The following is a 22623-nucleotide window of genomic DNA, read 5'->3' on the forward strand; positions in this document are numbered from 1 at the left end:
TCTACCATATCTGCTTTATTTAAGAATACTACTATATAGTCAACTCCTACTCTTGATGCTAGTAGTATATGTTCTCTTGTTTGTGGCATTGGACCATCTGCTGCTGATACAACTAAGATTGCTCCATCCATTTGTGCTGCTCCTGTTATCATGTTCTTTACATAGTCAGCGTGTCCTGGACAGTCTACGTGTGCATAGTGTCTCTTTTCTGTTTCATATTCAACGTGTGCTGTGTTGATTGTGATTCCTCTTTCTTTTTCTTCTGGTGCTTTATCTATATCTGCATAGTTAAAAGCATCTGCATATCCTTTGTTTGCTAATACTGTTGTAATAGCTGCTGTTAATGTTGTTTTTCCGTGGTCAACGTGACCAATTGTTCCAATGTTTACGTGTGGCTTATTTCTTTCAAATTTTTCCTTTGCCATTTTTTATATTCCTCCCTTTAACATAGATAAACTTTGCCTAGCGTTTTCTATTTTTTCTCCTGGAGCTCATGATCGGGATTGAACCGACGACCTCCGCCTTACCAAGGCGACGCTCTGCCTACTGAGCTACATGAGCAATGATATTGATACTTTTTCAATATACCAATTATAAAGTTTACTATCAATCATTTTATTTGTCAAGAAAAAAATCCACTTCTTTACAATATGTAAGTGGATTCATATAAAATGCAAACATTCATTTGCTAATATTAAATGATTTCTCAAGTTTTCTTTTAACTCTTTGAAGAGCATTATCTATAGACTTTGCTTGTCTATCTAAATCGTAAGCAATTTCTTGATAAGATTTTCCTTCTAAATAGGAATTTAAAACTTCTAATTCTAGCCCTGATAAAACTTTTGTTATTTCACTTTGAATATGCTTTAATTGCTCTTGACTTATAAAAAGTTCTTCTGGATCAGTGACTTTAAGTCCTGCCAGAATATCTAAAAGTGTTCTATCTGATTCTTCTTCATATATAGGTTTGTTAAGGGAAACATATGTATTTAAAGGAATATGTTTTTGCCTAGTAGCAGTTTTTATTGCTGTTATTATCTGTCTTTTAACGCATAATTCAGCAAAAGCCTTAAAAGATGTAAGCTTATCCGGCTTAAAATCTCTAATTGCTTTATAAAGCCCTATCATACCCTCTTGATAAATATCTTCTTTATCGGCCCCTATTAAAAAATAAGATTTTGCCTTGAGCTTGACGAAGTTCTCATATTTTGCAATAAGATATTCTTGAGCTCTAGTATTTCCATTTTTAGCTTCAACTACAACTTCTTCATCTAATTTATCTTCAAATTCTGCATAATTACTCAATGAACATCCTTGATTATACACGTCTCCCCCTCCCCAATCTGTCTCAATATCTATTTAAGATTATACTCTAGTCAATTCTTTAAAGTCAACTGTTTTAGTGGCTTCTCCTGATTTTTTCTAATTTTTTCAAAATATCATCATCAATATTGTCTTGTAAATGGTTTTTTGCAGATATATGGCTATTCTCTGTCTTTTTCCTAACTTTTTCTTCTATACTCATAACCTCACTATAAAATTCTAATGTTGGAATTCTTATAGCGCCTCTTTGAAAAATAGTTTGCTGTTCTAATGAATCTGATGTTACAACACAAATTTCAGCTCTTCTACCAAGATCATGAACATTTCTCTCTATATAACTATCGGCTGTTTCCCCACTTTTTGTATAGACAATTACTAAATTATTATTAATCTTATTTTTAGATTCTAAATTTCCCTCAACTTTATATCCATCAAAAACCAATATTATTCTTACATTTTCATATGTACCATAGTTATGAAGTATATCAATTAATTTTTTTCTACCGCCATCAAAGTCTTCTTTTACTACCTTTTTTAATATGGGCCAACTATTTAAAACATTATATCCATCTACGAATATTATCTTCATATAGTAACCCCATTATTTGATTCTACTTTTTAAAACTTCGTACATTAAGATTCCCGCTGCTACTGATGCATTAAGAGAATTTATTTTTCCTACCATTGGTATCTTAACAAGCTTATCACACTTTTTTAATGTTAGCTTTGATATGCCCTTACCTTCACTGCCTATAACTAATGCTACACTGCCACTAAAATCTGTATTGTAGCTATATTCATCTCCTGCAATATCTGCCCCATATATCCATACACCTTTTTCCTTTAAACTATCAATTACAGAATTTATGTTTGTAACTTTTGCCACCTTTACATGCTCAATAGCTCCAACTGATGATTTGTATACTGTAGAAGTAACTCCTACATTTCTTCTTTTGGGAATAATTATGCCATGAGCGCCACAAAGTTCCGCAGTTCTAATAATTGATCCCAAATTATGAGGATCTTCTAATTCATCTAATATTATTATAAATGGATTTTCTCCTTTTTCTTTAGCATATTCTAATATATCATCAACTTCTGCATATTTATATGGAGTTATTAAAGCAACAACACCTTGATGCACATTATTAGAACTTAGTAAATCAAGTTTTTTCTTGTCAACTTCCTTTATTACAACTCCCTTATTTTTTGCTAATTTAATTATTTCATTTATGGATCCTTCCATCTTTCCCTTTGAAATATACAATGCTTCAATAGTTCTATCACTTTTTATAAGTTCTCTTACTGCATTCCTTCCAAAAACAATATCTTCCCTTTCAGTAAGATCTTTTTTGTTTTTTGTATATCCACTGTTCTTTTGCATAAAAAATCACCTCATAAATAATTTAGTGTTACTTTTTTATTACCTCTATACCCCTATCAAAAATAACTTCAAGCCTCTTTTTATCTCCAATTAAGTATAAATATCCTACTAGCGCTTCAAATCCTGTAGCCATTCTATAATCTCTAACATTTGCATTTTTAGGAACCGTAGCCGACTTTGCATTTCTACCTCTTTTAAAAATATACATTTCTTCTTCGTCTAATTCTTCTTCCATTTCATGCATTATCATAGATTGAGCTTTTGCCTTTACATAATCTATAGCATTTTTATGTATTTTATGTGCTGAATAATCAGTATGCTTAGTTAATATATAACTTCTTATATAAACTTCATAAACAGCATCTCCTATAATAGCTAATTGTAAAGGATTAAGGGTTCTAGCTTCTGATTTTGAAAATTCTCTTGTTCTAAAATCGTCTAACATTATATTCTTCCTCACACCTTAATTTGTAATATTTTAAATAAGAGCTGCTACAAAAAGCAGCCCTTATAAAATTAATTTATTTTTCTAGATGCCATCTAACACCTTGTGGTGTATCTTCTAATATGATTCCCCTATTTTTAAGATCATCTCTAATTTTATCTGCCAAAGCAAAATCTTTATTTTTTCTTGCTTCTTGCCTCTTTTGTATTAACTCCTCAACTTCATCCTCTAAACTTATTTTTGTAGATTTTTGAATAAGACCTAAAGGTTTTCCAAGAGATCTATATAAATTTAGGGCCTCGCTAATAAGTTCCTTAGATGACTCTATTGAGATGTTGGTGTTTAAATCTTTTGCAAGTTCAAATAATACTGATATTGCATCTGCTGTATTAAAATCATCATCCATTTTTTCTTCAAATTTAATTCTATATTTATCTAAATTTTTAATATATTGTTCTTCGTCATGAGACATTTTTTCTTTTGATACTTCATCTAAAAGATTTTCTAGATTACTTAATGCATTATACAACCTTTCAACAGATGCCTTTGCTGATTCAAGTAAATCTTGACTAAAGTTAAGTTGAACTCTATAATGGGCAGACAATAATAAAAATCTTACTGTATCTACATCATATTTTTCAAGAATTTCTCTAGTAGTAAAGAAATTATTCAAAGATTTTGACATCTTTTGATTATTGATATTTAAATATGCAGAATGCATCCAATAATTTGCAAATTTCTTTCCAGTTAATGATTCACTTTGAGCTATTTCATTTTCATGATGTGGAAATTTAAGATCCATTCCTCCGGCATGAATATCTATAGTTTCTCCAAGTAATTTTCTTGCCATGCATGAACATTCAATATGCCATCCTGGTCTACCTTTACCCCAAGGGCAATCCCATGCAGGTTCACCAGGTTTTTGAGCCTTCCATATAGCAAAATCCATTGGATCATTCTTTCTTTCATCTACGTCTATTCTAGCTCCTGCTTGTAAATCTTCTAAATTTTGTCCTAATAATTTACCATAATCCTTAAAACTTTTTGTACTAAAGTATACATCACCATCTACTTCATATGCACAACCTTTATCTATAAGTCCTTTTACAAATTCAATAATATCATCTATATATTCTGTAGCTCTAGGATTATTTGTAGCTCTCTCTATTCCAAGACCATCCGCATCTGTATAGTATTCTTTTATATATTTATCGCCTATCTCTTTTACTGTAACGCCCTCTTCATTTGCCTTTTTTATCATTTTGTCATCAATATCTGTGAAGTTTTGTATAAAATCAACTTTATAGCCCTTATATTCAAAATATCTTCTTATTGTGTCAAAAACAACAAATGTTCTTCCATTTCCTATATGAAAAAAATTATATACAGTAGGACCACAAACATACATTTTTATTTTACCTGGTTCAATAGATTTAAATTCTTCTTTTTGTTTAGTCAAAGTATTAAATATTTTCATAATTAATCCTCCTGATTATTTAAGCTTTAACCCATTTTTCTCAAATTCTTTTTTAACTCTGCTTACTACTTCTTTTATATTAATTTCTTCATTTTCACCTTCAGCTCTTAACTTAAATTCTACTATATTTTCTCCTATTTTTTTACCTACAGTAACTCTCATTGGTATACCCATAAGTTCAGAATCTTTAAATTTAACTCCAGCTCTTTCGTTTCTATCATCCATTAATACTTCTACACCTATTTGTTCAAGCGCTGAATATATTTCTTCTGCTGCTTCCATTTGTTCTTCATTTTTTATGTTTACAGGAATTACAGAAACATGATATGGTGCAACAGAAAGTGGCCATATAATACCATTTTCATCATTATGCTGCTCTATTATAGATGCTAATGTTCTAGTAACACCAATACCGTAACATCCCATTAAGAATGGCTTCTTCTTACCGTCTTCATCTATAAAATCTCCATGCATAGCTTCTGAATATTTAGTTCCAAGTTTAAAAATATGTCCTACTTCTGTACCTCTTGAAATAGTTATCTTTTCACCACAAACAGGGCAAGTTTCACCTTCTGTAACATTTCTAAAATCTCCAACAGTTCCTTCGAAGTCTCTACCATAATTAACATTTTTGAAATGATATCCAGTCTTATTAGCACCAACTACAAAATTGTACATTTTAGATACTTCTTCATCTACTAATAATGTATCAACCTTTAATCCAATTGGTCCTGCAAATCCAACTTTTGCATTAGTTGCTTTATATACTTCTTCTGGAGTTGCCATATCTAAATTGATAACTGTTCCTAAAGCATTGCTTACTTTTACTTCGTTTACTTCTCTATCTCCTCTAACCATAACAGCTACTATTTTTCCATCTGCATTAAATATTAAAGTCTTTGCAAATTTCTTAGCTGACACATTAAAGAATTTTTCTAAATCTTGTATAGTTTTAACTTCTGGTGTTTCAACTTCTTCTTTTTCTAGTAAATCTTCTTTTTCTGCTAATTCTGCCTTTGCTTCTGCTTTTTCAATATTAGCTGCATAATCGCATTTTGTACAGAATACAACATCATCTTCACCGACTTCAGATTTTACCATAAATTCTGCTGAATTAGCTCCCCCTATTGCACCAGAATCTGCAGATACTGCCTTAGCATCTAAACCACATCTATTAAATATTTTTACATAAGCTTCATGCATTCTTTCATATGAAGCATCTAATCCTGCTTGATCCTTATCAAAACTATAAGCATCCTTCATAACAAATTCTCTACTTCTCATTACACCAAATCTTGGTCTTCTTTCATCTCTGTACTTTGTTTGAATTTGATAAAGATTAACTGGAAGTTGTTTATATGATTTTATTTCATTTCTAGCTATATCTGTAAATACTTCTTCATGTGTAGGCCCAAGACAGAAATCTCTGCTATTTCTATCCTTTACTCTGAACATTTCAGCTCCATAAGCATCCCATCTACCTGATTCTTGCCAAAGTTCTGCTGGAATAAGTGCTGATGCTAAAAATTCTTGAGCTCCTGCATTGTTCATTTCTTCTCTTATTATATTTTCAACATTTTTTAAAACCTTTAAACCTAATGGCATATAATTATATATTCCTGATGCCATTTTTCTCATAAGACCAGCTCTAAGCATAAGCTTGTGGCTTGCTATCTCTGCTTCTGCAGGAACCTCTCTTAATGTTAGCATTAACATCTTTGACATTTTCATTTTTTATAACTCCTCCTATAATATAAATATATGTAATATAAAATTTAACTTTATAAAAAAAATCCCCCTAAATATATTAGGGCGATGAATTTCGCGGTACCACCTAAATTTGTACTCTAATAATGATAACGGTATTAAACCGATAGTTTTGCTATAGCTCCAGAACTGGTTCAAAGTCTATTGAAAATCTTACAGCCTGTGGATTTTCTCTCTTAAAAGCGACTCCTACTATTTCCCTTCACAGCCTACAATAAAATTATTTTAATTATAACTTTTTTAAATTAATGTGTCAATAAACAACACTTTACTATGATAATATCTTTTCACCTAATAAAAGATCTTCTGGTGTAGTAATTTTTATATTTTCATAATCACCATCATATAAATAAACCTTATTTCCATACATTTCATACACCATTGTATCATCAGTAACAGTAATATTATCCTTTTTAATTTTTTCATGACATTTAATTATTTCAGAAAATTTAAAAACCTGAGGAGTTTGAATTGCTACAAGAGTACTTCTATCTAGAGTTTCTTTAGAGAAAGAATTACTATCTTTAATTTTAATAGTGTCCTTAGGCATAACACCCGGTGCTGCTCCCCCAAATTCTATAGCTTTTTGTATTCCCTCTTCTATAATTTTATTTGAAACAAAAGGTCTTGCTCCATCATGTATAAGTACTATGTCAGTATCCTCTAATGCCTTAAGTCCATTGTATACAGAATCTTGCCTTTCAGCACCACCTTCAACAATAAAGTCAATTTTTAAATTATATTTTTCTATTATATTTTTTTTACAATACTCAATTTCATCTTTAGGTAACACAAGTACAATGTTGTCTACATTGGGATTTTTTATAAATCTATATAAAGTATAATATAATATTGGTTTGTCTTTAAGCATTATAAATTGTTTACTAATATTAGCTTTCATCCTTTTGCCTTTGCCACCAGCTAAAATAATAGCAGAAACCTTCATAAAATTCATTCCAACTTTCATAATTAATTATTTTTTTAATACATATATTATACCATATACTTTTAACTATAATAATAAATTATAAATTGTATTTTATATATTAGTAATTGACAGGACAAGCAATACAAAAATATAATTAATTTGTTGTTTAGTATTAGTAAGTTCAAATTAAGGAGTGAAGTATTATGAAAGATATTATTTTTGACGATTTTCAAAACTCTGTAAACGATTCATTGCTTAGACATAAAAGCATACTAGATGTTCTTACTAAATTTTCAGAATCCAATGCAAGAGTTAACCGCGCAATCGCAAAATCTGTGACTAATTGTGGTTGTATTGAGGTTAATGCTAAAAAGCAAAAAATTTCAGAAGACAACATCATAAATAACTTACATGATTCCTTAGATGATCACCTAAATGGAACTCTTTGCGAGAGCTGTCGTGAAGTCATAGAAAGTGAAATTGGCAATAACCTATTTTATCTTACTTCACTATGTAATTTATTAAATTTAAATTTATATGACATATTATTAAAAGAATCTGACAAAATCAATACATTAGGAAAATTTACTTTTCGTTAGATTAATGAAAAATCCCATAGTTTATGCTATGGAATTTTTTATTTATATAAAAATATCTAAAGTTCCTTATTTAATGAAACCTGCTCTTTTATTCTTTTAAGTCCATTTCTTATAGCAGTGGCTCTTGCTTCGCCTATACCATCAACTTTATCAAGATCCTCTAAACTAGCTTTAACTACACTATTAAAATCATTAAAATGTTCAATTAAATTTTCAATTACACTTGCAGGTATTCTAGGTACCTTTCTAAGTATCCTATATCCCTTTGGATATAAAAATGTATCACCTAAAGACTCATCGCTATGTCCTATAGTTTTTGCAATAACTTCTAAGCTTAAAAGTTCTTTTTGAGACAACTTTTGAATTGTTTTATATACTTCATTAACATCTAAATCATCAACTATATAATCCTTAATTAGTAAAAGACCATCTCTTTCAATGTTTCTAATTAACTCATTTAATTGCATAGATATTAATCTACCTTCATTTCCAAGTTCTAATATGTATATATTAATTTCTTCCACAATTCTCATTACCATTTCAGTTCTTTGAATTGCAGTAACTACATCAAACAAAGTTACAAGATCTTGAAATTCAAGGAGATTTAAATTGTTTATTACTCTATCTAACACAGCAACATATTTTTCAAGAGTTTGAACAGCTTGATTAGCTTTTCTAAGAATTACACTACTATCTCTTAAAACATATTTTATATCACCTTTGTATACTGTAATTATATTTCTTCTTTGTGATATAGCAATAACTATTGTGTCTGTCTGTTTAGCTACTCTATGTGCTGTCCTATGTCTTGTTCCAGTTTCATAAGTAGGTACAGAGGAACTTGGTACAAGTTGTGCATTTGCGCAAACAATCTTTTTCAAATCAGAACTAAGAACTATTGCTCCATCCATTTTAGCAAGTTCATATACATATGAAGGTGAATAATCAGAATTAATCTTAAAGCCGCCATCAACTACCTTCATCACATCATCATTATCGCCTAAAACTACAAGGCCACCAGTTTTTGCTCTTAAGATATTTTCAAGTCCTTCTCTAAGAGCAGTACCAGGACATACTATTTTTAATATCTTTTTTATTTCTAGATCCTTTTCTAATCGCATTCTTTTACCCACTTCCTTAGAATATCTTATTAATAATATCTCTTAAATTATTTACACCTATAATGTTCATACTTGATTTTTGAATTTTATCTTTGCTTCTAGCAGGAATAATTACATTATTAAATCCCATCTTTTCTGCTTCTTTTACAATTCTATCAACTGAATTTACAGGTCTAATTTCCCCTGTAAGTCCAACTTCACCTACTACCATAACCTTTTGCAGAGTTATCCCTTTATTTTTACAACTTGAAATAAGTGCTATAGCTACTCCAAGATCAGCCATAGTTCCTTCAATATTTAATCCACCTACTACATTTACATAAACATCATGGTTATAAAAAGGTATTCTAAGTTTCTTTTCTAATACAGCAAGTATTAAACTCAATCTTTGATAATCAATTCCTATAGCCGTTCTTCTAGGCATAGGTGCATTAGTTTGAGATACTAATGCTTGAATCTCAACTAAAATAGGTCTTGTTCCTTCCATTATTCCTACAACCACAGAACCTTCCTGAGTAAAATTAGTATCTTCTAAAAACATACTTGACGGATCGTATACTTCCTTTAATCCTTCTTGCTTCATTTCAAATACACCAATTTCACTTGTTGTTCCAAAACGATTTTTCATTGTTCTGAGTATTCTAAATTCTTCTGTTCTTTCGCCCTCAAAATATAGCACAGTGTCTACCATATGCTCAAGAACTCTTGGTCCTGCAAGTTCGCCTTGCTTTGTTACGTGAGCAACAATAAATAAGGGTACATCAAGACCCTTACCTATTCTCATAAGATGATTTGAACATTCCCTTACTTGAGAAACACTACCTGGTGCTGATGTTACTGTCTCTTTATATATAGTTTGAATTGAATCTATAATAACAAAAATAGGATTTAATTTTTCTATGTAAACTTCTATTGCATCTAAATTAGTTTCTGAGATAATGTATAAATCACTTCTTTTTACACCTAATCTATCACCACGTATTTTAATCTGCTCTTCTGATTCTTCTCCTGATACATACAAAACCTTTCCGTATTTTGCTGCAATATTATTTGCTGTTTGCAAAAGTAGAGTTGATTTTCCAATTCCAGGATCTCCTGATATTAATGTTAAAGATCCCTTTACAAGACCTCCTCCAAGAACTCTATCAAGTTCATTAATACCTGTTACAAGCCTTTGTTTTTCACCAGATTTAATTTCATTTATACTTTTAGGCATACCCTTAGTTAAAACAGATTTTTTTGCAGTTTCTTTAGTAACACTTGCAGGTTCTTTAATTTCTTCTACAAAAGTATTCCATTCGTTACATGATGGACACTTTCCTAACCATTTAGGTGATTCGTAACCACAATTTTGACATGTATATATTGATTTTATTTTTGCCATATTATCTATCCTTTACAACTGCTTTATTGTATACATTTACTCATAATAAAAGTATATCATATAATTATATCCATATAATATAATTTTATAATTTAAGAAAAATTATTAATAAATATTTAATAAATAATTTTCCTAATTAAAATGAGCTATATACATTTAATATATAGCTCATCTTAACTATTTAGCTTCTTTTAAGCCTTCAAATATAAGTTCCTCTTTTTTTACAGATACTAATATTCTATCTCCTATTTTTACTTTTCCTTCTAATAATTCTTCACTAAGTTTATCTTCTATTTCCTTAGTTAATATTCTTCTAAGTGGTCTTGCCCCATAATCAACATTGACACCCTTATCTAAAAGATATTTTTTACACTTATCATTAAATTCAAGATCAATGTTGTTCTTTTTAAGTCTGCTACCTATTGATTTAAGCATCATATCAATAATCTTAGTCATATCATCTTCAGTAAGCTTTCTAAATACTATTGTATCATCAATTCTATTTAAAAATTCTGGTCTAAAGCTCTTTTTTAACTCTTCCATAATATTTTCTTTCATTTTTTCATAATCTGTTTCATTACTTGAATCTACATTAAATCCAACAGTTTTTTGTTTTTTTATTGTATGAGCACCTACATTAGATGTCATTATAATTATAGTATTTTTAAAATTAACAAGTTTTCCTTTACCATCAGTTAATCTTCCATCTTCCATTACTTGAAGTAATATATTAAATACATCTGGATGAGCTTTTTCAATTTCATCAAGAAGAACTACTGAATATGGCTTTCTTCTTACTGCCTCAGTTAATTGGCCACCTTCTTCATATCCAACATATCCTGGAGGTGCTCCAACAAGCCTTGATACAGAATGTTTTTCCATATATTCGGACATGTCTATTCTTATAATGCTATTTTCATTTCCAAACATAGCTTCTGCAAGAGCTTTGCAAAGTTCAGTTTTTCCAACCCCTGTAGGTCCTAAGAATATAAAACTTCCAATAGGTCTATTAGGATCTCTAAGTCCAACTCTAGCCCTTCTTACTGCTCTTGAAATAGCGCCTACTGCATCGTCTTGTCCCACTACCCTCTTATGAAGTGTTTCTTCAAGTTTTAAAAGTTTATCGCTTTCCTTTTCTGTTAATTTTTCAACTGGTACTTTGGTCCATGATGCTACTACATTTGCTATGTCATCTTTATTTATTCTTAAAACCTTTTGATTACGTTTCTCTCTCCATTCCTTTTTAGCAGTTTCTAATTTTTTGTTTAATTCTTGTTCTTTATCTCTAAGTATTGCAGCCTTTTCAAAATCTTGAACTTCAATAGCTTTGTCTTTATCCTTTATGGTCTTTTCTATACCTTTTTGTATTTCCTTTATAGATGATGGAATTTCAAAATTATTAATTCTCTTTTTAGCAGCTGCTTCATCTATCAAATCAATAGCTTTATCTGGCATAAATCTATCTGTTATATATCTATCTGCTAAATTAACAGCAGCTTCTAATGCAGAATCTAAAAATTTTACATTGTGATGTTCTTCATACTTACTTTTTAATCCTTTAAGCATTTTTAATGTTTCTTCCTTAGATGGTTCTCCCACCATTATTGGCTGAAATCTTCTTTCAAGTGCAGAATCTTTTTCAATATATTTTCTATATTCATCAATAGTTGTAGCTCCTATACATTGAATTTCTCCTCTTGATAATGCAGGCTTTAATATATTAGAAGCATCTATTGCACCTTCAGCACCACCTGCTCCTATTATTGTATGAATTTCATCTATAAAAACAATAATATCCTTATTGCTTCTTATCTCTTCCATTACCTTCTTTAGCCTGTCTTCAAATTCCCCTCTATATTTTGCACCTGCAACCATAGAACTTAAATCAAGACTTACTACTCTTTTATTTGAAAGCATCTCTGGAATATTTCCACTTACAATTCTTTGTGCTAATCCTTCAACTACAGCAGTTTTACCTACTCCAGGTTCCCCTATAAGGCAAGGATTATTTTTTATTCTTCTGCAAAGAATCTCAAGAATTCTTTGATTTTCTGACTCTCTTCCTATTACAGGATCTATAGCTTGTTGTCTTGCAAGTTCTGTTAAATCTCGACTATATTGATTTAATAAAGGTGTCTTACTGTTTGATGCTTTTCTTACATCCTTATCATTAAAGTCTGATGAATCAATATTTTTTAAATAGTCATTTAATTCTTCTATTACTTCAGTAAAGTTGACTTTAAGTTGACTTAATATTGTATATCCTACTCCTTCTTTTTCTTTAACTAAACATAATAATAAATGTTCAGGAGTAACATACTTATGGTTAAATTTCTTTGCTTCTACAAAGCTTGAATCAAATAACTTTTTTGTTCTAGGTGTTAATAATAATTCGCCCTTAGGCATTAATGTCTCTCCATAACCCAAATAGCTTTCTACTAGTTCTCTAGCTTTATCTATATCAACATCATACTTTTCAAGTATCTCTTTTGCATAACCACCTTCAAGAATAATTCCAAGCAAAATATGTTCTGTACCTATATAACCATGTCTATAACTTTGTGATTCTTTTTGTGCTCCTAAAATTACTTGTTGAGCTCTATCAGTAAATTTTCCATATACCATTTTCTTGACAACTCCTTAAATTTCTACTAAGAAAAAATCTCATCTATGATTTTTGCCCTTTCATAGTCTAGTTCTTCTTTAGATAAAATTTCTTTCAAATCCCTTTGTATACTTGAATTTCTACTTTTAATAAATGCTTCATTTATTAATGCTTTGTTTATATCTAAAATAGACATTTCGATACCCATTCTAATGTCTGATAAAAGTTTTAAACTTTCATCTTCTCCAATCATTTTTGCATAAGTTAAAATTCCATAAGCTCTATATACTTTATCCTTAAGATATATACTTTTTTCTAATATAATATTATCTCTATTTCTCTTTTCTTCTTTTATTAAGTAATATATCGCTTCCTTAAACCCTTCTAATATTTGTTCTTCACTCATACCTAAAGTAACCTTATTTTTTACCATATATAAATTAGAATCTTTATATAATTCTTCAACAGATACCTTATCATCTTTAAGTGATTCTTTTACATCATTAATTTTATTATTAGCTTTTAATGCTGGCAAATGAACAACCATGGATATCTTTAACCCTGTTCCTAGATTTTTTACATTAGATGTTAAATATCCATATTCTTTATCAAATTCATAGGAAAAATCTTTTGATATTAAATCATCAACTGCATTTACAATTTTATATGTTTCTTCTATTTCAAAACCTACTGTTATACCTTGAATTTTAATATGTTCCTCTTCATTAAGAATAATTGATAATGTTTCATCTTCATTTATAATAATTGAACTCTTATTTCTTCTTTCTATTAATTTATCTGAAGCAATTTCCTTATCCTTGTAATAATTAAGTTCATTTTTGCTACTTTCCCATGATTTCAAAAAATGCAATTTTTCATTCTTAGAAGATAACTTATTATATATTTTTTCAGCAATATTTCTGGCCTCTTCTTCACTAATGTATTTTACGAATTTTTGTCCCTTTAAATTTCTTAAAAGCTCTATTTTTGTAAAAAGTACAATATCGCCACTTTTTGTTTCACTATGAATCCAATTTTTCATATGATTCTACTCCTCCACTTGGGTTCTGTAATAATTTTATCTTATCTCTAAGTACAGCAGCTCTTTCATAAGCTTCTTCAATTATGGCTTTATTTAATTGCTCCTTTAATTGCTTAATAGATAGTTGTTTTTCTTCTTCTTCATTTATATTCAAAGGAATTTTGCCAATGTGTACTGTTGAACCTTGCACCTTTTTTATTTCCTCATCTATTAAATCTTTAAAACTTGAATAGCACTCACCACAACCAGCTTCTAAAGTTTCTTTAAATTTTGAAAATCTCATACCACAATTTGTGCATACTACATCCATTTTCAATTCCTTTCTAGGTTCTTTTTTCTTGTCAAAGGAATCAAAGAAACCTGATAATATATTTTGAAATGAATCACTATTTATATTAGTATTATTCATTGGTATTCCTAAAGATATATCTGAAATTTTTCTTGCACACTCTTCACATAACCATACATCACTTTTTTCTCCATTTACAAGCTTTACTAAATGAACGTTTGCTTGGTTTTTTTTGCACTTTTGGCATAACATTTTAATACACCTCCGCTATGATAACACTGTAATAAGCATATTCTTTAATATATCAGCTCTAACAGTATTTTTATTCTCACTATTTTGCAGCGTTCTGTCGTTAACTGCCATTTTCATTATATCCATTTCTCTTGATGTTATTAATTTACTATCATATAAATTTTCAATTATGGAACTTGCATTATGATAAGTAATATTATCACCAATACCATCATATATCAACCTGTTCCTTCTATCGGTTCCATCATATGTTACTTGCTTAATTATAATATGACCACCACCACCTCGTCTACTTTCAATTACATATCCTTTCTCGCCTGTAAACCTAGTAGTTAAAACATAGTTTATTTGAGATGGTGCACATCTAAATTGATCTGCAAGTTCATTTCTTTGAATTTGCACCTGATCATTACTACTTTCACTAAGCATTTCCTTTATAAAATTTTCTATTATATCTGAAAGTCTTGCCATATTATCACCTTCTTAAACATTTGTTTTTGACTTACCTTGACTTTATATACATTTTAATATTTTATTCTCCTTTAATCAAGTCTTATTAATATACAAATTAATTTTAAATCTCTTCTTATATCATAATTTTGAATAAAAAAATAAGTACTTATATATTATATTCGACTATTTCTTATAAATACTTAGAATTTGCTAATAAAAACATATGTACTTTTTTATAAAAAAAAGCTACCAAAAAGGTAGCCTTAAATAAAAACTATGCTTGAGCTGGAGCTCCTACTGGACAAACGTTAGCGCAGTTTCCACAATCGATACAAGTGTTTGCATCTATTTCGTATTGTGTATCTCCTTGAGATATAGCGCTTACTGGACATTCAGAAGCACATGCTCCACAACTTACACAAGAATCATTAATTGCAAATGCCATTAAAAACACCTCCTAAACCTTATGGTAAATTCATCATTTACATTTTATCACGTTTAAATATAATTTGAAAGTGCTTTAATTAAATAACATAAATATAAATGTTAATATTTCTTTATGATTTTTCTATTTCATTCATAATTATTTGCTAATTGACAAAACAAACTTCATCAAATTATGCTAAATTACTAAAAATCCTAAATTTTCTATTGAATTTATTATTGTTTCTAAGTCCACAAAACTTTCATTATATATAACTTGCAATTCTTTTTTTTCTAATGATATTTCACATGCAATAATACCTTGAATTTGAGCCATACAATTTTGTATTTGAGTTACATCTTTTAATGCATTCATATCACAAATTTTAATTACTGATTTCATGTTTACCTCCTATTTGTCCTTAATTATCTCCTTAATTAATTTTTTATCTTCTTCTGATTCCGCTTCTAATTTTATAAATTTATCATCAATTACATCTTCATAACTTCCAGATATAAGTTTTATAGTATCTATTTTAAATTCTTCAACATATTCTTCGTCGCCTTTTTTAAGCTTAACCTTAATTGATTCCTTTACTGTATTATTAGATATAACTTCCCCTACACCACTTTGGGTTTTTACTTTAGATCCTACTTTTGGAAGTCTCTTTCTTATTTCTTCATAAGTACTTTGTTCGTAATTCAAACAACACATAAGTCTACCACATATACCAGAAATCTTTGTAGGATTTAATGATAAGTTTTGTTCCTTTGCCATCTTTATAGAAACTGATGTAAAATCTCCTAAAAAGGTAGAGCAACACATACTTCTACCACAAGGGCCAAGACCTCCAAGCATTTTAGCCTCATCTCTTACACCAATCTGTCTTAATTCTATTCTAGTTTTGAATATTGTTGCTAAATCCTTAACAAGTTCTCTAAAATCCACCCTGCCTTCTGCAGTAAAATAAAATATAACTTTATTATTGTCAAATGTATATTCAACATCAATAAGTTTCATAACAAGCCCATGCTCTTCTATTTTCTTTAAGCATATGTCAAAAGCTTCTTTTTCTTTATTTTTATTTTCCTTATGCTTTTTTATATCATTTTCATCTGCAACTCTTATTACATCCTTTAATGGAAGTACTATATCCTCTTCATTTATTTCTTTTGGTCCTATAATACATTCTCCAAATTCAATACCTCTAGCAGTTTCTACTACTAAGTAATCACCTTTATTTATATTTAATTCACCTGGTGAAAAATAATATATTTTACCAGCCTTTTTAAACCTTATACCTACTACTTTTATCATTATTTCCCCTCCATAAATCCCATGAGCATTACATTAATTGCCATAGAATAATTAGCGTTATTTTTAAAATTAATTCTTGTCTTTTCTATATAATTTAATATAGAAATCAAATGATTATAAGATAATTGTTCTGTTAAAATATCTATACTCTCTAATTTGTCAATATTTATTATCTTATGTTTGTTTCTTGTTTCTCTGTATACTAATATATCACGCACTAATGAAATAATTATATTAAGCATTTCTTCTTTGTCATCTTTGAATTCATTAAGTTTTTCTTCATATTTCAATACAATACTGCTTCTGTCATCCTTCAAATCACTTAGCAATTCTAATAAAATATTTCTTAATTTTTTTACCTGTTCATTTTTTATAACATCTATAGCTCTACCAGGTATACCTTTTGAATATGATAATGCAAGTTTTTTTTCATTATCAGTAGAATCTTTTAAATTTCGATTAATAAATTCAGTCATTTCACTATTTGATAGTGGTGTTAACTTGTATACTTGGCACCTTGATTTAATTGTTTCAAGTATGCTTTGCAAACTTTCTGTCAAAATAATTATGTATACACCCTTTGGAGGTTCTTCCACTGTCTTTAACATAGCATTTTGAGCTTGAATAGTAAGTTTCTCTCCATTATGAATTATAATAACCTTTTTATCGGATTCAAATGGCTTTTTTGCTACCTCAGTAATTATACTTCTTACTTCATCAATCCCAAATGATGCTTTTTTAGGTTTATATGAAATTATATCAACATAATCCTTATTACTAGGTTTATTTAAAATTTTACAAGCAAATATCTTTGCTAGCAAACTCTTTCCAATACCTTCTGGTCCTACTATAAGATAAGCATGTGAAAGTTTATTATCCTTTGCTCTTTTTGAAAAAGTGTCAATTATTTTATTAAATCCAATAAACTCATTCATGCCTATGCCCTCACCTTTTAATTTTTATGATTAAACTCTAATAAATTGATCAACATCTATTACAAAAATTGTAGCGCCACCAACTTCAACCTTTATAGGATATTGAATAAAAGAATCTGATCCAGAAGATAATGATGCTGGTGATACAGTAATTTCATCCCTCTTTTTACACACACTTTTTATAATATCTATAACTTTTTGCACATTTTCTTCTTCTACACCAATCATTAATGTAGTATTTCCAGCTTTTAAAAAACCACCTGTAGTTGCAAGTTTAGTTACTCTAAAGCCATTATCATTTAATTCATCTACTAAATCTGCAGAATCACTATCTTGAACAATAGTTATTACCATTTTCATAATTATCACCTCATGAAATTACTTGCTATAAATAAGCTTCTCAATTACTTGTTTTACTTCTAAAAATATATCATCAATAGAATTTTCAGCATTTATTTTTATAATGTTTCTATTGCTAGATTCCAATACCTTATTATACCCTTCTCTTACCTTTTTATGAAATTCTAATTTTTCCTTATCTAATCTATTTACTTCCCTAGATTTATCAATATTTATTCTACTAAGACCTACTTCCGGCCTTAAGTCAAAAATAATAGAAAGATCAGGCATATAATCATCTATTGCAAATTTATTAATATCATATATTTTGTTGATACCAATATTTCTAGCATAACCTTGATATGCTAATGAAGAATCTATAAATCTATCACAAAGCACTACTTTACCTGCATTTAAAGCTGGTACCACCTTTTCAACTAAATGTTGCCTTCTTGCAGCAGCATATAAAAGTGCTTCTGTTCTACCATCCATTTCTTTGTTGTTTATATCTAAAATAATATTTCTAATTTGTTCTGATATTTTTATGCCTCCAGGTTCTCTTGTTACTATATGATCAATATTATTTTCTTTCATCCATAATGATATTTTTTTTATCATTGTTGTTTTTCCAGCACCTTCGCCACCTTCAAAAACAATAAATTTACCGCTGTTCATTACAATACCTCTTTTTTTATTTGTACTCCGTATTATTATATCATTACTATAATACAAAAAGCAAAAAACATTAGCTCCGCATAATTTACTCTAAATTATTTTAAATTCTTTTATACATTTAATAAAAATAGTATAATAATCTTGTATTAATATAGACTAGCTAATAATAGTCAAGAAAAATATTGAAAAATATTTTTCTTAAAAAATGGTATAGCAAACAAGCCGTTTGCAAACACGAACGATTACAAAATATGGTAATATCTAAGCTGCGTTATTTTTGGATTTACTTTCTAAAAACATTTGTTTATGTATTTTAGGATTTCTCATTTCAAATGGAATTTGATCCCTAAGTACAGCAAATATGTAGTTTAGTATTTTATGCATAATAGCACCTTAAGGCTACTTTAGATTTTTTTCCATTAAGGTTAATTTGATAGTAATCTAGTAAAACTGAATTAATAGGAACTCCATTACGATTCTTTCGTATGGATGCAAGTGCAACAGCATATAATGCTCTTCGACCAATTCGGGTTCAACGTTTTGACATTTTATTTTGATTACCTTTAAATTTGCCAGATTCATTTACAGAACTATCTATACCAAAGAAAGCAACTAAATGCTTAGGCTTTATAAAGCCATTTATATCGCCTATTTCAGCTATCAATGTAATAGCTGTAAAACGACCAACACCAGGGATGCTATTATCATACTTATTTTCAGCCCATGTAGCTCCTTTTTTAGAATTAGAAATAAGAAGTTCTAATATTTCGCTTTTGGGAGCGTTTAAAACAGATTCTGGAGTTGGATATGCATTTAAAATGGAAAGAGAGCTATTACAAGTAGGATTTGAAAATATAGTATTGTAATTAGGAAATATAATTCTTAAATCAGCAGATAATTTTTTCTTGTAAATAGAAGCATTATCAGTTAGTTTGTAATATTCCTATTTTGGCAATAGATAAAGCATCTTTTTTATCATTTTTCACTTTTCTTATATCCACATTTTTGTTACAATTAGTAACTAGTGGATTGATAACAAATGTGTTATCAAAGTTTTTATTAAGAAAGTGGAAAAGAGATAAGTGGTACACGCCAGTGGACTCCATGAAAATGCCGATTTTCATATTGAACTCTTCTTCCACTTTTTTTATTTCTTTAAATAAGTAGTTGAAACCACTAACATTATGCTTTATCTTAAATGATTTTCTGTAAGTATCTCCGTTTGGTGCAAGTATTGCAACATAAGAAAAATTGGCAGAAACGCTCATAAAGCTTCCCATGAGGCATACATCTATCCTCTATTCAGGAGTATTATACTAAAAAATATTTAATTTGGTTAGGTCCCTTTCAGGGATTTAAATAGAAAACTATAAACAAAAGACAAGATCTACACCTTACGATGATAGACGAAAAATACGAATAATAAATAAAAAAATTAGTTGAATGTTCGTTAGAATAACAGAAAGTTTTCTATCAAATGTTAAAACTACATTATACAAGGAGGATATTATTATGGTTCAAATATATAAAACAACTAGCGAAACTGATCAAACATTAAATATATTAAATAGCATTGAAAATAACTGTTGGATTAACCTTGTAGCTCCATCAGATGAAGAATTATTACTAATATCAAAGAAAACTGATGTGCCTCTAGAAATACTAAAAGCACCACTAGATGATGAAGAAACATCTAGAATAGACGTAGAGGATAATATAATGATTGTAATTGTTGATATTCCTTTTACTGAAATGGAGGATAACTCTCTTACCTATGATACTTATCCCCTAGCAATTATACATACAGAACAATATCTTATTACAGTATGCCTAAAGAATAGCAAAATACTAACTGATTTTGTTAATGGTAAAGTAAAATCTTTTTTTACTTTTAAAAAATCAAGATTTATCTTACAGATACTAAATAGAATATCCACTTACTACTTATTATACTTAAGACAAATTGATAAAAAAAGTTTAATGATTGAAAAAAGGCTTCACAAATCAATGAAAAATAGAGAGTTAATACAATTACATTCCCTAGAAAAATCTCTAGTATATTTCTCCACTTCATTAAAAGCCAATGAAATAACATTAGAAAAAATGTTAAAATTTGATATAATGCGAAAATACGCAGAGGATAAGGATGTTCTTGAAGATGTAATTATAGAAAACAAACAAGCCATAGAAATGACTGAAATATACAGTAACATTCTTGCCAGTACAATGGATTTCTTTGCCTCTGTTATTTCAAACAATCTTAATATAGTAATGAAAATACTAGCTTCTGTAACAATACTTATGGCCATTCCAACTATTATCGGTGGAATATATGGAATGAATATTCCATTACCACTAACAGCAGAATTTGCTTCTAATCCATATCCCTTTTTCGTCGTTATAGGTAGCACTGTTGGTATCTGTGCACTAGCAGCATTCATACTATTTAAAAAGGATATGTTTAATTAATAAGAACACTTTAATAGATAATTCATATACTAATAATGCAGAAATCTATATACAAAATATAGACTCTGCTTTTTTTATTACAATTAATACATGGAGGGTGATTATTTTTTGTTAAAGGGTAAATGTTTAAATGAAAATTCCACAATTGGAATACTTGCGCCTGCTTCACCAGAAAAGGAGAATTTTATTAATAATAAATTATCTCTATTTAAATCCCTATGCTTTAGCAATATTAAACTTGGTAAACATCTTTATAATAAACATGATTATCTTGCTGGTAATGATAAAGATAGGGCTTCAGATATTAATGATATGTTTAATGATGACTCTATAGATGGAATAATATGCTTTAGAGGGGGATATGGTTCAATTAGGACACTTCAATATATTGATGATAGTATAATTAAATGCCATCCAAAATTTTTTTGTGGTTTTAGTGATATTACTCTACTTTTAAATCATTTTAGAAATCTAGGTCTCATATGCTTTCATGGTCCTATGATTAATTCTAATTTATCAGATTGTGAAACTGTAAAATCTTTATTAGATATATCTAAATATAATTTCTCTAATTATTCTTATAACCTCAATCATTATTGTGATATAAGATATATAAATGATGATTCCTTTTCTGGTCAATTAATAGGTGGCAATCTTGCAACAATTTGTAGCAGCATTGGAACACCTTATGAAGTTAAAGGCAATAATTTTATCATCTTACTTGAAGAAGTTAATGAAGAACCCTATGTAATAGATAGAATGCTTACTGAATTAATTTTTCATAATTTCTTTGATTCGTGTAATGGAATTATTATAGGTCATGTAAACAAATCAAAATTATTTGATTTATGTTATAAAAATCATCTACAGCAAGTATTTATAAATAGGCTGAAAAATTTACATATACCTATGATAATTGGATTTCCTTTTGGTCATGATTACCCTAATTTTACTATTCCAATAGGATGCAATGCTCATTATTCTAAAACACAAAAACAATTAATATTAACAGATTCTTTTCTTATATAATTATTAGGCCATATTAGCAATAATTCTAATATGGCACTTTTATTTTTTACAAAAAAAAACTAGTAAGATATTCTTACTAGCTAAATATGGAGGCGCCACCCAGATTCGAACTGGGGATCAAGGTTTTGCAGACCACTGCCTTACCACTTGGCTATAGCGCCACATATGGTGGCTCGAACTGGAATCGAACCAGTGACACGAGGATTTTCAGTCCTCTGCTCTACCGACTGAGCTATCGAGCCACATTACCTGGCGACGTCCTACCCTCCCACACAGTCCCCCATGCAGTACTATCGGCGCTATAGAGCTTAACTGTCCTGTTCGGAATGGAAAGGAGTGTTTCCTCTACGCCATAATCACCAGATT

General features: G+C 29.1%; 23 protein-coding genes, 3 tRNA genes, 1 rRNA gene and 1 pseudogene. 3 read left to right on the forward strand and 25 right to left on the reverse strand.

The genetic code is table 11. The features are described 5' to 3' along the window. From ACTNAO_RS11065 to ispD, 9 genes are all read right to left on the reverse strand, one after another. A partial coding sequence (locus ACTNAO_RS11065; RefSeq protein WP_441029697.1) for a GTP-binding protein occupies positions 1-425 on the reverse strand: 425 nt, incomplete at its 3' end. Positions 426-485: 60 nt separating this feature from the next. Beyond that, positions 486-561 (reverse strand) — tRNA-Thr (locus tag ACTNAO_RS11070). Positions 562-681: 120 nt separating this feature from the next. Further along, positions 682-1326 carry an RNA polymerase sporulation sigma factor SigH gene (gene sigH, locus ACTNAO_RS11075; protein WP_441029033.1) on the reverse strand — a complete coding sequence of 215 codons (645 nt, stop codon included), beginning with the start codon at positions 1324-1326 and terminating at the stop codon, positions 682-684. Positions 1327-1399: 73 nt separating this feature from the next. Then, positions 1400-1912, reverse strand: coding sequence for an NYN domain-containing protein (locus ACTNAO_RS11080; RefSeq protein WP_441029035.1), 513 nt, complete (start codon positions 1910-1912; stop codon positions 1400-1402). 12 nt (positions 1913-1924) lie between these two features. Next, positions 1925-2707 carry a 23S rRNA (guanosine(2251)-2'-O)-methyltransferase RlmB gene (gene rlmB, locus ACTNAO_RS11085; RefSeq protein WP_441029037.1) on the reverse strand — a complete coding sequence of 261 codons (783 nt, stop codon included), beginning with the start codon at positions 2705-2707 and terminating at the stop codon, positions 1925-1927. Between the two features lie 28 nt (positions 2708-2735). Beyond that, positions 2736-3152 (reverse strand): Mini-ribonuclease 3, encoded by a 417-nt coding sequence (locus tag ACTNAO_RS11090; protein ID WP_441029039.1) that lies wholly within the window; start codon positions 3150-3152, stop codon positions 2736-2738. Positions 3153-3228: 76 nt separating this feature from the next. Then, positions 3229-4629, reverse strand: coding sequence for a cysteine--tRNA ligase (gene cysS, locus ACTNAO_RS11095; protein WP_441029040.1), 1401 nt, complete (start codon positions 4627-4629; stop codon positions 3229-3231). 15 nt (positions 4630-4644) lie between these two features. Beyond that, complete coding sequence (locus tag ACTNAO_RS11100; protein WP_441029042.1) at positions 4645-6360, reverse strand: proline--tRNA ligase; 1716 nt, start codon at positions 6358-6360, stop codon at positions 4645-4647. A gap of 307 nt (positions 6361-6667) precedes the next feature. Continuing rightward, on the reverse strand, positions 6668-7351 hold the full coding sequence (gene ispD / locus ACTNAO_RS11105; protein WP_441046173.1) for a 2-C-methyl-D-erythritol 4-phosphate cytidylyltransferase: 684 nt from the start codon (positions 7349-7351) through the stop codon (positions 6668-6670). Between the two features lie 176 nt (positions 7352-7527). Here ispD and ACTNAO_RS11110 point away from each other — a divergent pair, with 176 nt between their 5' ends. Continuing rightward, on the forward strand, positions 7528-7923 hold the full coding sequence (locus ACTNAO_RS11110) for a DUF1573 domain-containing protein (RefSeq protein WP_441029046.1): 396 nt from the start codon (positions 7528-7530) through the stop codon (positions 7921-7923). 56 nt (positions 7924-7979) lie between these two features. On the opposite strand, the gene disA is transcribed toward ACTNAO_RS11110, so the two are convergent. From disA to ACTNAO_RS11175, 13 genes and pseudogenes are all read right to left on the reverse strand, one after another. Continuing rightward, positions 7980-9044, reverse strand: coding sequence for a DNA integrity scanning diadenylate cyclase DisA (gene disA / locus ACTNAO_RS11115; protein WP_441029048.1), 1065 nt, complete (start codon positions 9042-9044; stop codon positions 7980-7982). 16 nt (positions 9045-9060) lie between these two features. Beyond that, positions 9061-10428 carry a DNA repair protein RadA gene (gene radA, locus ACTNAO_RS11120; RefSeq protein ID WP_441029050.1) on the reverse strand — a complete coding sequence of 456 codons (1368 nt, stop codon included), beginning with the start codon at positions 10426-10428 and terminating at the stop codon, positions 9061-9063. 177 nt (positions 10429-10605) lie between these two features. Further along, entirely contained in the window at positions 10606-13053 is a 2448-nt protein-coding gene (locus tag ACTNAO_RS11125; protein ID WP_441029052.1) for an ATP-dependent Clp protease ATP-binding subunit, read from the reverse strand. A gap of 26 nt (positions 13054-13079) precedes the next feature. Then, on the reverse strand, positions 13080-14075 hold the full coding sequence (locus ACTNAO_RS11130) for a hypothetical protein (RefSeq protein WP_441029054.1): 996 nt from the start codon (positions 14073-14075) through the stop codon (positions 13080-13082). Further along, on the reverse strand, positions 14056-14616 hold the full coding sequence (locus ACTNAO_RS11135; RefSeq protein WP_441029056.1) for a UvrB/UvrC motif-containing protein: 561 nt from the start codon (positions 14614-14616) through the stop codon (positions 14056-14058). Before ACTNAO_RS11135 ends, ACTNAO_RS11130 begins: the two co-directional genes overlap by 20 nt. 15 nt (positions 14617-14631) lie before the next feature. Beyond that, positions 14632-15087: a CtsR family transcriptional regulator gene (locus ACTNAO_RS11140; RefSeq protein WP_441029058.1), complete on the reverse strand. Its 456-nt coding sequence runs from the start codon at positions 15085-15087 to the stop codon at positions 14632-14634. A 256-nt stretch (positions 15088-15343) separates the two neighbouring features. Then, complete coding sequence (locus tag ACTNAO_RS11145; protein WP_441029060.1) at positions 15344-15514, reverse strand: DUF362 domain-containing protein; 171 nt, start codon at positions 15512-15514, stop codon at positions 15344-15346. A gap of 177 nt (positions 15515-15691) precedes the next feature. Further along, on the reverse strand, positions 15692-15895 hold the full coding sequence (locus ACTNAO_RS11150) for a ferredoxin (RefSeq protein WP_441029062.1): 204 nt from the start codon (positions 15893-15895) through the stop codon (positions 15692-15694). 9 nt (positions 15896-15904) lie between these two features. Next, positions 15905-16810: a PSP1 domain-containing protein gene (locus ACTNAO_RS11155; protein WP_441029064.1), complete on the reverse strand. Its 906-nt coding sequence runs from the start codon at positions 16808-16810 to the stop codon at positions 15905-15907. Then, entirely contained in the window at positions 16810-17745 is a 936-nt protein-coding gene (locus tag ACTNAO_RS11160) for a DNA polymerase III subunit delta' (protein ID WP_441029066.1), read from the reverse strand. The genes ACTNAO_RS11155 and ACTNAO_RS11160 overlap by 1 nt, the downstream gene beginning before the upstream one ends. Positions 17746-17775: 30 nt before the next feature. After that, positions 17776-18105, reverse strand: a complete 330-nt coding sequence (locus ACTNAO_RS11165) for a cyclic-di-AMP receptor (RefSeq protein WP_441029068.1) — start codon at positions 18103-18105, stop codon at positions 17776-17778. Between the two features lie 18 nt (positions 18106-18123). Then, complete coding sequence (gene tmk / locus ACTNAO_RS11170) at positions 18124-18759, reverse strand: dTMP kinase (protein ID WP_441029070.1); 636 nt, start codon at positions 18757-18759, stop codon at positions 18124-18126. Positions 18760-19020: 261 nt separating this feature from the next. Continuing rightward, positions 19021-20039 (reverse strand): annotated as a pseudogene (locus ACTNAO_RS11175) (transposase). Between the two features lie 232 nt (positions 20040-20271). Here ACTNAO_RS11175 and ACTNAO_RS11180 point away from each other — a divergent pair. Both ACTNAO_RS11180 and ACTNAO_RS11185 read left to right on the forward strand, forming a co-directional pair. After that, a complete protein-coding gene (locus ACTNAO_RS11180) occupies positions 20272-21228 on the forward strand; it encodes a magnesium transporter CorA family protein (RefSeq protein ID WP_441029072.1) in 957 nt (318 codons plus the stop codon). Between the two features lie 108 nt (positions 21229-21336). After that, positions 21337-22257, forward strand: coding sequence for a S66 peptidase family protein (locus ACTNAO_RS11185; RefSeq protein ID WP_441029074.1), 921 nt, complete (start codon positions 21337-21339; stop codon positions 22255-22257). Between the two features lie 87 nt (positions 22258-22344). Here ACTNAO_RS11185 and ACTNAO_RS11190 read toward each other — a convergent pair. The 3 genes from ACTNAO_RS11190 to rrf all read right to left on the reverse strand — a co-directional run bounded on the left by ACTNAO_RS11190 (position 22345) and on the right by rrf (position 22621). After that, positions 22345-22418, reverse strand: a tRNA-Cys gene (locus ACTNAO_RS11190). A 5-nt stretch (positions 22419-22423) separates the two neighbouring features. Further along, a tRNA-Phe gene (locus tag ACTNAO_RS11195) sits at positions 22424-22499 on the reverse strand. Between the two features lie 5 nt (positions 22500-22504). After that, a 5S ribosomal RNA gene (gene rrf, locus ACTNAO_RS11200) occupies positions 22505-22621 on the reverse strand. Positions 22622-22623: the final 2 nt, after the last annotated feature.

It is taken from the genome of Clostridium sp. HCP1S3_C6 (assembly GCF_052066735.1).
Taxonomy (GTDB): domain Bacteria; phylum Bacillota; class Clostridia; order Clostridiales; family Clostridiaceae; genus Clostridium.